General features: G+C 62.2%; 12 protein-coding genes. 6 read left to right on the top strand and 6 right to left on the bottom strand.

What is annotated here, in order from left to right; all coding sequences use genetic code 11:
- Positions 1 to 131: 131 nt before the first annotated feature.
- Both gyrA and C725_RS16330 read right to left on the bottom strand, forming a co-directional pair.
- Positions 132 to 2,873, bottom strand: coding sequence for a DNA gyrase subunit A (gene gyrA, locus C725_RS01435; protein WP_008599686.1), 2,742 nt, complete (start codon positions 2,871 to 2,873; stop codon positions 132 to 134).
- Between the two features lie 206 nt (positions 2,874 to 3,079).
- Positions 3,080 to 3,244 carry a hypothetical protein gene (locus C725_RS16330; protein WP_160165700.1) on the bottom strand — a complete coding sequence of 55 codons (165 nt, stop codon included), beginning with the start codon at positions 3,242 to 3,244 and terminating at the stop codon, positions 3,080 to 3,082.
- A gap of 119 nt (positions 3,245 to 3,363) precedes the next feature.
- On the opposite strand from C725_RS16330, the gene C725_RS01425 reads away from it, so the two are divergent.
- Entirely contained in the window at positions 3,364 to 3,969 is a 606-nt protein-coding gene (locus tag C725_RS01425) for a DUF2721 domain-containing protein (RefSeq protein WP_008599684.1), read from the top strand.
- Here the strand turns inward: C725_RS01425 and C725_RS01420 are convergent.
- The 3 genes from C725_RS01420 to C725_RS01410 all read right to left on the bottom strand — a co-directional run bounded on the left by C725_RS01420 (position 3,966) and on the right by C725_RS01410 (position 5,993).
- Positions 3,966 to 4,553 carry a fasciclin domain-containing protein gene (locus C725_RS01420; protein WP_008599682.1) on the bottom strand — a complete coding sequence of 196 codons (588 nt, stop codon included), beginning with the start codon at positions 4,551 to 4,553 and terminating at the stop codon, positions 3,966 to 3,968. The genes C725_RS01425 and C725_RS01420 overlap by 4 nt on opposite strands.
- Before the next feature lie 81 nt (positions 4,554 to 4,634).
- A complete protein-coding gene (locus C725_RS01415; RefSeq protein ID WP_008599681.1) occupies positions 4,635 to 5,021 on the bottom strand; it encodes a hypothetical protein in 387 nt (128 codons plus the stop codon).
- A gap of 246 nt (positions 5,022 to 5,267) precedes the next feature.
- Positions 5,268 to 5,993, bottom strand: a complete 726-nt coding sequence (locus C725_RS01410) for a fasciclin domain-containing protein (protein ID WP_078056084.1) — start codon at positions 5,991 to 5,993, stop codon at positions 5,268 to 5,270.
- A gap of 491 nt (positions 5,994 to 6,484) precedes the next feature.
- Between C725_RS01410 and C725_RS01405 the strand changes: the two genes are divergently transcribed.
- Together C725_RS01405 and ypfJ are read left to right on the top strand one after the other, a co-directional pair.
- Positions 6,485 to 8,014, top strand: a complete 1,530-nt coding sequence (locus C725_RS01405; protein WP_008599678.1) for a flavin-containing monooxygenase — start codon at positions 6,485 to 6,487, stop codon at positions 8,012 to 8,014.
- 21 nt (positions 8,015 to 8,035) lie between these two features.
- On the top strand, positions 8,036 to 8,911 hold the full coding sequence (ypfJ, locus tag C725_RS01400) for a KPN_02809 family neutral zinc metallopeptidase (protein ID WP_008599677.1): 876 nt from the start codon (positions 8,036 to 8,038) through the stop codon (positions 8,909 to 8,911).
- A gap of 12 nt (positions 8,912 to 8,923) precedes the next feature.
- On the opposite strand, the gene C725_RS01395 is transcribed toward ypfJ, so the two are convergent.
- Complete coding sequence (locus tag C725_RS01395; RefSeq protein WP_008599676.1) at positions 8,924 to 9,265, bottom strand: hypothetical protein; 342 nt, start codon at positions 9,263 to 9,265, stop codon at positions 8,924 to 8,926.
- 93 nt (positions 9,266 to 9,358) lie between these two features.
- On the opposite strand from C725_RS01395, the gene C725_RS01390 reads away from it, so the two are divergent.
- The 3 genes from C725_RS01390 to C725_RS01380 all read left to right on the top strand — a co-directional run bounded on the left by C725_RS01390 (position 9,359) and on the right by C725_RS01380 (position 11,619).
- Complete coding sequence (locus C725_RS01390; RefSeq protein WP_008599675.1) at positions 9,359 to 9,586, top strand: hypothetical protein; 228 nt, start codon at positions 9,359 to 9,361, stop codon at positions 9,584 to 9,586.
- 2 nt (positions 9,587 to 9,588) lie between these two features.
- Positions 9,589 to 10,041: a hypothetical protein gene (locus C725_RS01385; protein ID WP_008599674.1), complete on the top strand. Its 453-nt coding sequence runs from the start codon at positions 9,589 to 9,591 to the stop codon at positions 10,039 to 10,041.
- A 111-nt stretch (positions 10,042 to 10,152) separates the two neighbouring features.
- A complete protein-coding gene (locus C725_RS01380; protein WP_008599673.1) occupies positions 10,153 to 11,619 on the top strand; it encodes an NAD-dependent succinate-semialdehyde dehydrogenase in 1,467 nt (488 codons plus the stop codon).
- The last annotated feature ends 24 nt before the right edge of the window (positions 11,620 to 11,643 follow it).

The raw sequence follows: 11,643 nt of genomic DNA, 5'->3' as shown, positions 1-11,643 counted from the left end.
CATCTGAAACTATACTTCAACCCGCCTGAACAGTGCTTGAACCTGCGGAACGTTCCGTCAACCGTCGCGGTTTCCCGGACCGGGGGTAACCAGGAAATCGCAAGAACGATGCGGAGACTTCTCCATTTCTTCTACGCGTTGCCGGCATCTTCATCCTCACCGCAACCGTCGTCTGACACTTCCGCCTCGACGACATCTTCGGGTGCCTCGATCGCAGGCTGGTTGTCGTCGTGATCCTCGTCCTCATCCTCCTCGAGAATCTTGGCCGCCGAGACGACATGCTCGTTCTTGCCGACCTTGAACAAGGTCACGCCCTGAGTAGCGCGGCTGGTAATGCGAACATTTTCCGTACGCGTGCGAATCAGCTTCCCCTGGTCGGTCACGAGCATAAGGCCCGCCCCCTCCTCGACAGGGAAACTGGCGACGACAGGGCCGGTCTTTTGCGTGACGTCGAGATTGGTGACGCCCTGGGCGCCGCGGCCTGTTCGCCGATAGTGATGACTGGACGTCCGCTTGCCGAAGCCGTTCGCACTGACCGTCAGAATGAAATCCTCGCTCTCTGCATAGAGGGCCGAGCGCTCGTCCGGCAGTTCACCGCGAAAATAGGCATCCCGCTCTTCCGGGGAGGTTTCGAACGACCGGATCACCGACAGCGACATGACCTCGTCGCCCTTGGCAAGTCTCATCGCCCGGACGCCCGTCGAGGTCCGCGATACGAACTCTCGAATATCGGTGGATGCAAAACGGATTGCTTTCCCCTGGCGGCTTGCAAGGAACACGTCGTCCTCGTCCGTGCAAAGCGCAACGCCGATCAGGCAATCCTCGCTGCCCTCGTCGAAACGCATTGCCAGCTTGCCGTTCGACGGCACGCGGGTGAACGCATCCATACTGTTCCGGCGCGCGCGGCCCTGGCGCGTGGCGAACACCACGTTGACGTCTGCCCACTCCGTCTCGTCTTCCGGCAAGGGCAGAACCGTCGAAATGGTCTCGCCCTCCGCAAGCGGGAGAAGATTGGCCATGGCGCGGCCCCGCGCCTGCGGTGTTCCCTCAGGAAGCTTCCAGACCTTCAGGCGGTAGACCTTGCCCGCAGAGGAGAAAAAGAGGACCGGCGTATGTGTTGACGTCACGAACAGCTGCGTGACCACGTCCTCGTCCTTCATATTGAGGCCCGAACGCCCCTTCCCGCCGCGCCTCTGGGCTCGATAAACGGACAGCGGCACGCGCTTGATATAGCCCGTCATGGTCACCGTGACGACCATGTCCTCGCGCTCGATCAGATCCTCATCGTCGATATCGTCGAGATAGGGAACAAGTTCGGTTCGGCGGGGCGTCGCATATTGCTCGCGAACCTGTTCCAGTTCCTCCCGCATCACCGCGTAGAGGCGCGCCCGGTCGGAGAGGATCTCCAGCAATTCTTCGATCGTGTAGCTGATTTCCTTCAACTCGCCGGCGATCTCCTCCCGGCCGAGTTGCGTCAGGCGGTTGAGGCGCAGATCGAGAATGGCCTTAACCTGCCGGTCGGAAAGCTTGTACCAGTCTCCTTCGACCGCCGCACCGCGAACGCCGTCGCCCTCCACCAGTGCGACATATTCAGCGATTTCGCCGTATTTCCAGTCTTTGGCGAGCAGTTCCTCACGCGCTATCGCAGGGCTGGCGGCGCCGCGGATGATCCGCACCACCTCGTCCATGTTGGACACGGCGACCACAAGGCCAAGCAGGACGTGCGCGCGGTCCCGCGCCTTGTTCAGCTCGAACTTCGATCGACGGGTGATCACTTCCTCGCGGAAGCGGATGAACGCTTCGATGATGTCGCGAAGGTTGAGAAGTTCCGGACGTCCGCCGCGGATCGCCAGCATGTTGAAGGCAAAGCTGCTTTGCGCAGGCGTATGGCGATAAAGCTGGTTCAGAACGACGTCGGGTGTGGCATCCCGCTTCAGATCCATGACGATGCGCACGCCGTCGCGGTTCGATTCGTCGCGCATATCGCTGACGCCCTCGACGCGCTTGTCCTTGACGGCCTCGGCGATCTTCTCCACCAGCCCGGCCTTGCCGACCTGAAATGGAATTTCGGTGAGAACGAGCGCCCGCCGATCGCCGCCCTTCTCCTCGACCTTCGACCGCGCGCGCATGATCACGCTGCCCCGCCCCGTGGTGTACGCGGACTGCAGACCGCCCTGCCCCATCACATAGGCGCCGGTCGGAAAATCAGGCGCCGGTACGAACGCCATCAGATCCTCCGCACTGATCGCGGGGTTCGCGATATATTCGAGCGCGGCGGTCACCACCTCGCCCAGATTGTGCGGCGGGATGTTGGTCGCCATGCCGACGGCGATACCACCGGCGCCATTGACCAGCAGATTCGGGAATCGCGCCGGAAGGACGGCCGGCTCGCTTTCCGACCCATCGTAATTGTCGACAAAATCGACCGTATCCTTATCAAGGTCGGTGGTCAGTTCCTCCGTGACCTTCGCAAGGCGCGCCTCGGTGTAGCGCATCGCGGCGGGCGCATCGGGATCCATCGACCCGAAATTGCCCTGCCCGTCGATGAGCGGCACGCGCATCGACCAGTCCTGCGTCATACGCGCGAGCGCGTCGTAGATCGCGCTGTCGCCATGCGGATGATACTTACCCATCACGTCACCGACGATACGCGCCGACTTGCGATAGGGTCTGCCGGCGACATAGCCGTTTTCGAAGGCGGAATAGAGGATACGCCGGTGGACCGGCTTCAGGCCGTCGCGAACATCGGGAAGCGCACGGCTGACGATCACGCTCATTGCGTAATCCAGGTAGGAGGTCTTCATCTCCTCGGTAATGGAGATCGGGCGGATATCGTCCGGTCCGCCGCCGGAAATCGGTGTTTCAGCGTCCAAGGTCTAGCTCGCGCTTTCCATTCGTTGTGATGTGGGCCCCTCCTTACGCGCGCACGCGCAGAAGGGCTAGGGCGAGCCATAAAAAACCCGCGTCCTCCGCCGTGGACACAAGCGGAGAGGCGCGGGGGATCTGGGCCGTCAACCTACCGGCAAAGGGGGGAAGCCGGTGGCGTCAGGCCCGTTCAGGAAAAGTGCGGGTCGAAGTCTCAGCGCTGCTGCTTCTTCTGGTCTTGCTTTCCGCCGGACCGGTCCTGCTGCTGCTGGCCGGGCTGGCGATTTTCGCCGCCCTGCTGTTGCTGCTTTTTCTGCTGCTGAGATGGTTTCTTTTCCATGATACGCACTCCTGCGATACCGGCTTCATGCGCCGGCACATGGTAAACGCCCCGGCGCCCCGGCGGGTGCAGGAATAACGCTTCGGTTCGTCGCAAAAGCGGCCTCGCCTGCCGCCATGCGTTGACGGCGAAAGCGGGTAGCGCTTGAAGCGCCCTTCATGATGTCGCCGAAGCCAATTCTCGAACGCGTCGCCGAGAGTACCGCCGAGGTGGCTTTGCGCACGGCCGACACGCAGGGAATCGGCCAACTGGTCGACGGGGCCCTCGCACCGGTTTTCCTGATTGCGGGCATCGGCGCGCTTCTGAATGTTCTGACGTCGCGACTTGCCAGGGTCGTCAGCCGAGCGCGGGATCTGGAAAAGCAATTTGCAAGCCTGAACGATGATGCCCGTCAGCGGGCGCTGGCCGAATTGCCATTGCTGGACAAGCGGATCGCTCTGACACACAGCGCGATCTATTGCTGCGTCGCAAGCGCGCTTGCCATCGCGCTGGTCGTGGCTCTGCTGTTCGTTGGAGCATTTGTTGAAATCCCGCTCCTGGGAACGCTGATTGCTGCCCTGTTCGTCCTGGCGATGCTCCTGATCGTTGTCGGGCTGGTGTATTTCCTGCGCGAAACCAGGATCTCGATCCGCTCCCTAAGAGTTCGCCGTGAACTGATGGAGGATTCCCGTTCCCCCGCACTGAGCGCCGCCGCTGGGCCGCGCCTGCGCGAGGCCGGCGCCCGAACCCTGGGTCCGGACACCGGCGCCAGCGACAGAGCCTAACCGCTTGGCGGCATCAGCACCGTGTCGACAACGTGCACGATGCCATTCACCGCCTCCAGATCGGTTGCGACGAGCCTCGCCTCATTCCCATTCTCATCGACGATGACGATATCGCCGTCATCGTTGCGCCGTGCCGTCAGTCTGTAGTTGTTCGACGTCGTCATGGTCGCCTCAGCCTGACTGCCGCCATCGATCGACGCGCCGAGCGCCTCAGCTGTCATGGTGGATCGCAGAAGGTGGAAACCGAGCACATTGCGCAGTGTGCCAGCATTCGCCGGGTCACTCAAAAATTCCAGCGTCGAGGGCTCCACCTTCTCAAAGGCTTCGTCAGTGGGCGCCAACAGGGTAACGTCGGCGGCACCTTCCAGCGCGGGGCCAAGATTTGCCTGCTGCAGCAATTGGGTCAGCGTTCCCATATCTTCGCGCGACGCCAGAACTTCCATAATCTGCGGGCCGGCCGGCTCCTCCACAGCCTCCTCCGTCTGGACGGTCTCTGTATTGGCCGCAGGCGCACCGGAATCGCAAGCCGACACGGTCATTGCAGCCGCGCCCAAGGCCGCTGCGAGCAGGATGGATTTCGTCATGTCATTCTCCCCTGGATTATCGTTCGCCGGCATGGTCCGGCGTGATCCAAAGCCTAGCCCGCTCACCAGCGACTGCAAGCGTCAGCGCGGCGCGGCGCCGATCGCCCTTCTGACGAGGATCAGCGCTTCGTCTCTGGGCTGATATTCCTCGAACAGCCAAAGGTGCGTGCGGGAAGTCGTCCGCTCCGTTTCGCTGAAACTCCGCTCGCCGTTCTCGGTCACGATGCTCGTCACCTCTTCGGTGATGCACGGCCCGTCCTCGCAACGCAATTCCAAGGCCCAGGTGTCACGGGAATAGGCGGCCGGCACCGTTTTCGACAAGGCGCGCGGATCCAGCGTAACGGTTCGGGCGATCGTAATGCCCGTGGTTCCCGCCGAATTGGCTTCCGCCGTTACCTCCACCTCCTGCCAGCGCCACTTCGTTTCCGTGAACGAAGGTTCCTTCACAGCCCAGCGCAGCGCGATCACCGACTGCCCGTTCCGTCGTGACAAGGCAACGGGGGCAAAAACGCTGGGCAACTCGGTGCGTGCCGCCTGCTGCTCCGCAGGCGTAGGAAGGTCGATATTCCCGCAGGAACCCAGAAGGAATAGAGTTGGCAGCAAGAGAAGGCAGAGACGCATTGTTGGTTGCTACCCTCTCATAGCCGAATAAAAAAGTGGCGCGGACACCGCTGCAACGGCGTCCGCGCCCAACTCATGACGATTGCGCAGCGATTAGTTCTGCGTGCCCGGCCCAGTCGGCGGCGTATCGGTGTTCGCCGGCATTTGACCCTGCGGCTGCGCCGGGGTCGGGCCGGTCGGCGCCGGATTGGCGGGCGCGGGAGGCAAAAGGACGCCGTTCAGGACGTGCACGACCCCATTCGATGCCTTCGCATCGGCCACCGTGACATAAGCGGTATTGCCGCGCGCATCCGTCAGGGCCACGTTTCCGTTCTGCATCTTCGCGGTCAGTTCGCCGCCCTGCAGCGTCGTCAGCATGGCGGTGCCGCCGCCGTTTTCGATCTGAGACATAATCTGCTCGGCGCTCATGTCACCAGAGACGACATGGTAGTTGAGGATGTCCTGCAACTGCGATTTCGCAGCCGGCATCATCAGCTGATCGACGACGCCGCCCAGGCGCTGAAAGGCCGCGTCTGTGGGCGCGAAGACGGTGTAAGGGCCCGGACCGCTCAACGTCTGCTCCAGGCCGGCAGCCTTGACTGCGGCCACAAGCGTCTTGTGATCCTGCGACAGGGCCGCATTCTGGACGATCGTGTTCGTCGGCAGCATTTCCGCACCGCCGACCATGACACCCTCGGCATTTGCAGCAGCGCTGGAGGAAGAGCTGGAGCCGGCGTTGGCGCTCGCACCGTCCATGTTTCCGCTGTCGGTGCCAGTCGACGAACAGGCTGCGACGGCGAGCAGCGATGTTGCTGCAACCGCAATCATTCTTATCTTCATAACAATCTCCCTCTTTGTAACAGACGTGTTTCGACCTCGATGGAGGCAATCGCTTTCCGGCCCGTATCGTTCCGAGCGGGCGTACGGCTCTGCGCATCGGCAGGGTTGGAATATGTCCACGAACAAGACAGGCGTCGCAACCGCAGCCGGAAATAAAAGGGGCCTGAACGCTGGCTTTGCGTCAGACCCCTTGCATGGATCAGCGGTCGGCTTTGACGACCGTGAAGACCCTACCCAGATTAAAGGGCAGAAGCCTCCCAAACGGACTGAACCGACCTCTGCTCTGAACCATGAGACATCGGATCACCTCCCTTCGCTTCCGTTGAACATCTTTCGATTATGGGCGGTCATGAGCAAGAATACAACTGGCATGGCTCAGCGCCGTAGATAATAGCGGGTGATGTCGCCTGGATTGTCTCGTCCGAACCTCTTCCGCTTCAAATCCCCGTCGCGGCTTTGCCGGTCGGCGAGGCCCCTCCTATCTTAGCCGCATGGATGAAGGTTCCCCCTCTGCCCGCACCCGCATCGACATGGCCCCACGACTGACGGCGATCATTGTGGGTGCTGGGATGTCCGGTCTCCTCGCTGGAATTCGGCTGAAAAGAGAGGGAATCGACAGTTTCGTCATCCTGGAAAAGTCCGCGGATGTCGGCGGAGTCTGGCACGAAAACACATATCCCGGCGCCAGCTGCGACACGCCGAGCCCTGTCTATGCCTACTCCTTTCGATCAAAGCCAGACTGGTCGCGCATGTTCGCGGCGCAGCCGGAGATCCTCGAATATTTCCGCGATGCCGCCGATGATACGGGCCTGCGCCCGCACATCGCGTTCAATGTCGAAGCGCAAGGCGCCGTGTTCGAGGAGCGGGAGGGGCTCTGGCATGTCAGCGCATCCGGCGAACGCTCCTGGACTGCGAGGTTCCTGATCCTTGCCACAGGTCAGCTGAATCGGCCGCTGGTGCCCGACGTTCCGGGAAAGCGCGATTTCGCCGGCGTGCAGTTTCACTCCGCCCGCTGGAACCATAACGCCAACATTGCCGGCAAGCGCGTCGTTGCCGTCGGCACCGGTGCAAGCGCCGTCCAATATGTCCCGCATCTTGCGCAAAACGCCGGGCAGCTGACCGTCGTTCAAAGATCCGCCAACTGGATCGTGCCCCGCAAGGACTTTGCATTCTCGCACGGTTGGCAGACCGGATTTCGATGGTTTCCGATCCTTCAGACCATGCTGCGCGCCTATGCATTTTCTCGTCGTGAGCTCGCCCATCGCGCGATTGGAAATCCTGGTGGCTTGATGGCGAGGCGCCTGGAGAACACCGCCCGGCGGCATCTGGAGGAACAGGTTCCCGATCCGGTCCTCAGGCGCAAGTTGACGCCCGGCCATCCGCCGGGCTGTAAGCCGTTGCTCGTTACGAACGACTATTATCCGGCTCTCATGCGCAAGAATGTCGAACTGGTCACCGCCCCCGTCACGCGTGTGCACCAGACCGGGGTCGAGCTTGCGAACGGGATGCGAATTCCTGCTGAAATCCTGATCTGGGGCACGGGTTTCCACACTGCCAGCGCGATTGCGCCGGTCGAAGTCACCGGCCTCGAGGGGCAGGACCTGCGGGACAAATGGGAGAAGGGCGCATATGCCTATAAGGGGACGCTGGTCAGCGGTTTTCCGAACATGGCCGTCCTGTACGGTCCAAACACCCATATCGAACACAATTCGATGATTTTCATCGCTGAGCGGCAAATGGATTTCACCATCCAAATGATCCGCACGGTGCTGGGCCGGGATTTGCGATATGCCGACGTACGCGCGGATGCGGAGGCGGCGTGGAACGAGGCTCTGCGGCGCCGCTTAGGCCGAAGCGTGTGGGCTGCGGACTGCGAATCCTGGTACAAGCACGACGGCCGCATCCCGAACAACTGGCCGGGAACGGCATCGGCATTCGCCTGGAACATGCGGAGCCTCGAGGAGCGTGAGTTCGACCTGTGCAGTCGCAGCGTTCCCGGTATGACAGGGCAGTTCGTATAAAGGCCAGCTTAGGAGACGGATATGGTCGAGTGGCGTGGACGGCGGCAAAGCAGAAATGTCGGCTTTCGCTCGGGCGGACGGCGTACCGCGGGCCTGCCCATCGGCAAGGGCGGGCTGTCGCTCGGCGGCCTCGCCATCGCGCTGGTCGCGGCGCTGGTTTTCGGCATCGATCCGATGACTCTGCTCGGCGGCGCGGGCGGACCGGTCTCTGCCCCCACCCCGCCCCGCGCAGCGGATGGGACTGCGGTGGACAGCGCTGCGGACGCATGCGGCCTCAGCGAAACCAATGCATTCGTCTGTACTATGCTCGGCGATACCGAAGCGGTCTGGACGGCTGAGTTTGCAGAGGCGGGGCAGGATTATCCCGAACCCATGCTCTACTTCTACGACCGTGTCGGTCAGTCCGGATGCGGCGTGGCCGAGGCTGCGGTCGGGCCCTTCTACTGCCCTGCCGATCAAAGCATCTATATTGACACGAGCTTCTTCGATCAGCTTGCGCAGATGGGCGGCCCCGGCGACTTCGCAGCGGCCTATGTCGTGGCACATGAAGTCGGCCATCACGTGCAGACGGTAACCGGCATTTCGGATCAGGTGCGCCGCGCCCAGTCAGCCACTGGGCAGGCGCAAAGCAACGCGCTTCAGGTTCGCATGGAACTGCAGGCCGACTGCTATGCCGGCGTCTTCGCCCACGACAATTCACAATATCTGGAAGCGGGCGACATTGAGGAAGCGGTGGCCGCGGCCAACGCCATCGGCGACGACACGCTACAGCGAAAGGCGCAGGGACGCGTCGTACCGGACAGTTTCACGCACGGCACCTCGCAGCAGCGGCAGAGCTGGTTCCTGCGCGGTTATCGCTCTGGTCAGGCGGCGGATTGCGACACCTTCGCCGAGTGATAGACCACGCGTCTAGCGGCTTTGCCAATAGGTGAAGGCGCGCTCCTGCAATCGCTGGACGTGGCGGCGGGCTTTCGGCCCCACCCATGGCCCCTGGTAATTGTCGCCCCCGCCACTCGTCCACCACCCCTGCCCTGGTAATCCATCGGACTGGCGTACCACGAGAACCGCGAGTTCCGGCTCATCCCTGCTGCGCCCCAACGCGTCGATATCGCAGAGAAGCGTACACAGGGCGCGCATCTTCGGCCTGGTAAAGGCATAGCCCTGCGATGCCAGAGCCTGCGAATACGTGACGCTTTCGCCATTGCGAGCGGCAGAAATCAGGTATGCGTGCAGCAACTCGCTGTCGAACACGAAGCGTCTCCCACTGCGGCGCCCTGCCTTGCACCGGCGCCCGCCTCCTCTAAGTGTCTTCGTACAGGAAGAGAGTGAAACAGAAAGACTGCCATGCTCAATCTCATCTCCCTTATCATTGGTCTGGTGACATTTCTGTTTCTGGTTGTGACGTTCATCTTCCCGATCGTCGGAGCGCTGGGCGCATGGTTGTCGCTTGCCGCGGCGGTCGTGGGAGCCGGCATCGGTCAGTTGGCGCTGTCGAAAAGCGGGCGTAATTTTAACATCTTCGTCATGCTGGTTGCGCTGCTCAGAATCAGCATCGGTGGTGGGCTCATCTGACGGTGCGCAGCGGCGCCATCCTGCTGGCGGTCGCATGTCTGCTCGGCGCGCCGGCCTGCACGTCCTCCGCAGAGCATGAAGGCGAACCCACGGCGGAGGCGGAACGGGCCAGGGCGGAGGGGCCGAAGGCAGTCATCGAGGCCTATTACCAGGCGTTGTCCCGGCGCGACTACGCCACCGCATGGCAGCTATGGGGCAAGGAGCCGGCCGCCGATGACGCCGCATTCCGGCGTTTTGTCGACGGTTTCAAGGATACGGAACTTGCCATTGCCGAAGTGGGCCAGCCGGGAGCCCCGGCACCTGTCGCGGACTATGTTCATGTCCGTGTCCCGGTTCATATCGAGGACTTGCGTAGCGACGGGACCGGCAGCGGCTATGACGGCACCTATACGGTCCGCCGAACAGTGGACGACCCGGCATCCTGGCACATCTATGAGGGCAATCTGAGGCGGTAGTCGCCCGCGGCGTCCGGGTGCGCGGTGCGTATGGCGGAACCCCGGCGAAACTCGCCGCGCCGCCGCCCGTTGTGGAACAGAATGTTTCCTCATAACCGCGAAAGTTCTTCCATGACCGACCTTGGCCTGTCGCGCCCCGATCTTTTCCAACAGGATTGTTATCTTGCCGGAGAATGGACCGGCGCCGGCGAGCGCATTCCGGTTGTCAATCCGGCCAATGGAGAGACGATTGCGAACGTGCCGAAAATGGGCGCGTCGGAAACCCGCAAGGCCATCGCTGCTGCGGAGGAGGCCATGAAGCCATGGGCCGCGAAAACGGCCAGGGAGCGTGCAGGTGTGATGCGCCGGTGGGCCGACCTGATGCGAGAGCACACGGAGGACCTGGCGATCATCATGACGGCCGAAGAGGGCAAACCCTTGAAGGAAAGCCGCGGCGAGATCGAATATTCGGCCGGTTTCCTGGAATGGTTCGGTGAAGAGGCGAAACGAATCTACGGCGACACCATCCCCGGACATCAGCCAGACAAGCGCATATTTGTCCTGAAGCAGCCGGTGGGCGTGTGCGCCGCGATCACCCCTTGGAATTTCCCGAGTGCCATGATCGGACGCAAGGTCGGGCCGGCCCTGGCAGCGGGGTGCGGGATGGTCATCAAGCCGGCGACCGCCACGCCGCTCTCCGCCTTTGCCATGTGCGTGCTTGCGGAGGAAGCAGGCGTTCCAAAGGGGCTCCTGTCCTGCCTGACTGGCAGCGCAGGCGAGATCGCCGGGGAGATGACCTCGAACTTCGCCGTTCGCAAGCTCAGCTTCACCGGATCGACGGAGGTCGGCTCCAAATTGATGGAGCAGTGTGCGGCCAATATCACGAAGATCAGCCTGGAACTTGGGGGCAACGCCCCCTTCTTGGTCTTCGATGATGCCGATCTGGACGACGCCGTCGCCGGCGCCATCTCCTGCAAGTTCCGCAATGCCGGACAGACCTGCGTCTGCGCCAATCGGATTTACGTGCAGGCCGGGATCTACGACGCATTTCTGGAGAAGTTCGAACAGGCGGTTCGCGCTCTGAAGGTGGGAAACGGGTCGGATGAGGGCACGGACATCGGCCCCCTGATCGACAAGGATGGCATCGAGAAGGTCAAGGAGCATCGCCGCGATGCCGTCGATAAAGGCGCACGCGTTCTCGTCGAGGGTGGCCCGAGCGAGAAAGGCGATCTTTTCTATGCCCCCACTTTGCTCGCGGATGTCCCGACGAGCGCCAAGGTCAGCACGGAGGAGACCTTCGGTCCGCTGGCCCCCGTCTTCAAGTTCGACAGCGAGGAAGAGGGCATCCGCCTTGCCAACGATACGGTTTTCGGTCTTGCTGCCTATTTCTACGCGCGCGACTATGCGCGTGTCATGCGTGTGGCGGAGGCGCTGGAATATGGCATTGTCGGCCACAATACGGGACTGATCTCGACGGAAGTCGCGCCCTTTGGAGGCGTCAAACAATCGGGTCTGGGCCGGGAAGGCTCGAAGTACGGGATCGAAGATTATCTGGAGATCAAATATCTTTGCATGTCCGGTATCGAGCCGCGCGGCTGACGATCCGGCCGAATGATCGGGCAG

It is taken from the genome of Pacificimonas flava (assembly GCF_000342165.1).
Classification (GTDB): Bacteria; Pseudomonadota; Alphaproteobacteria; order Sphingomonadales; family Sphingomonadaceae; genus Pacificimonas; species Pacificimonas flava.
This window is presented reverse-complemented; position numbering and strand designations above follow the sequence as displayed.

What these genes read in the sequence shown, in the direction of transcription:
- C725_RS01380 (WP_008599673.1), top strand. Translation starts at nt 10,153, where the DNA reads ATGACCGACCTTGGCCTGTCGCGCCCCGATCTTTTCCAACAGGATTGT.
- C725_RS01410 (WP_078056084.1), bottom strand. Translation starts at nt 5,993, where the DNA reads ATGAAGATAAGAATGATTGCGGTTGCAGCAACATCGCTGCTCGCCGTC.
- ypfJ (WP_008599677.1), top strand. Translation starts at nt 8,036, where the DNA reads ATGGTCGAGTGGCGTGGACGGCGGCAAAGCAGAAATGTCGGCTTTCGC.
- C725_RS01405 (WP_008599678.1), top strand. Translation starts at nt 6,485, where the DNA reads ATGGATGAAGGTTCCCCCTCTGCCCGCACCCGCATCGACATGGCCCCA.
- C725_RS01390 (WP_008599675.1), top strand. Translation starts at nt 9,359, where the DNA reads ATGCTCAATCTCATCTCCCTTATCATTGGTCTGGTGACATTTCTGTTT.
- C725_RS01420 (WP_008599682.1), bottom strand. Translation starts at nt 4,553, where the DNA reads ATGACGAAATCCATCCTGCTCGCAGCGGCCTTGGGCGCGGCTGCAATG.
- C725_RS01425 (WP_008599684.1), top strand. Translation starts at nt 3,364, where the DNA reads ATGATGTCGCCGAAGCCAATTCTCGAACGCGTCGCCGAGAGTACCGCC.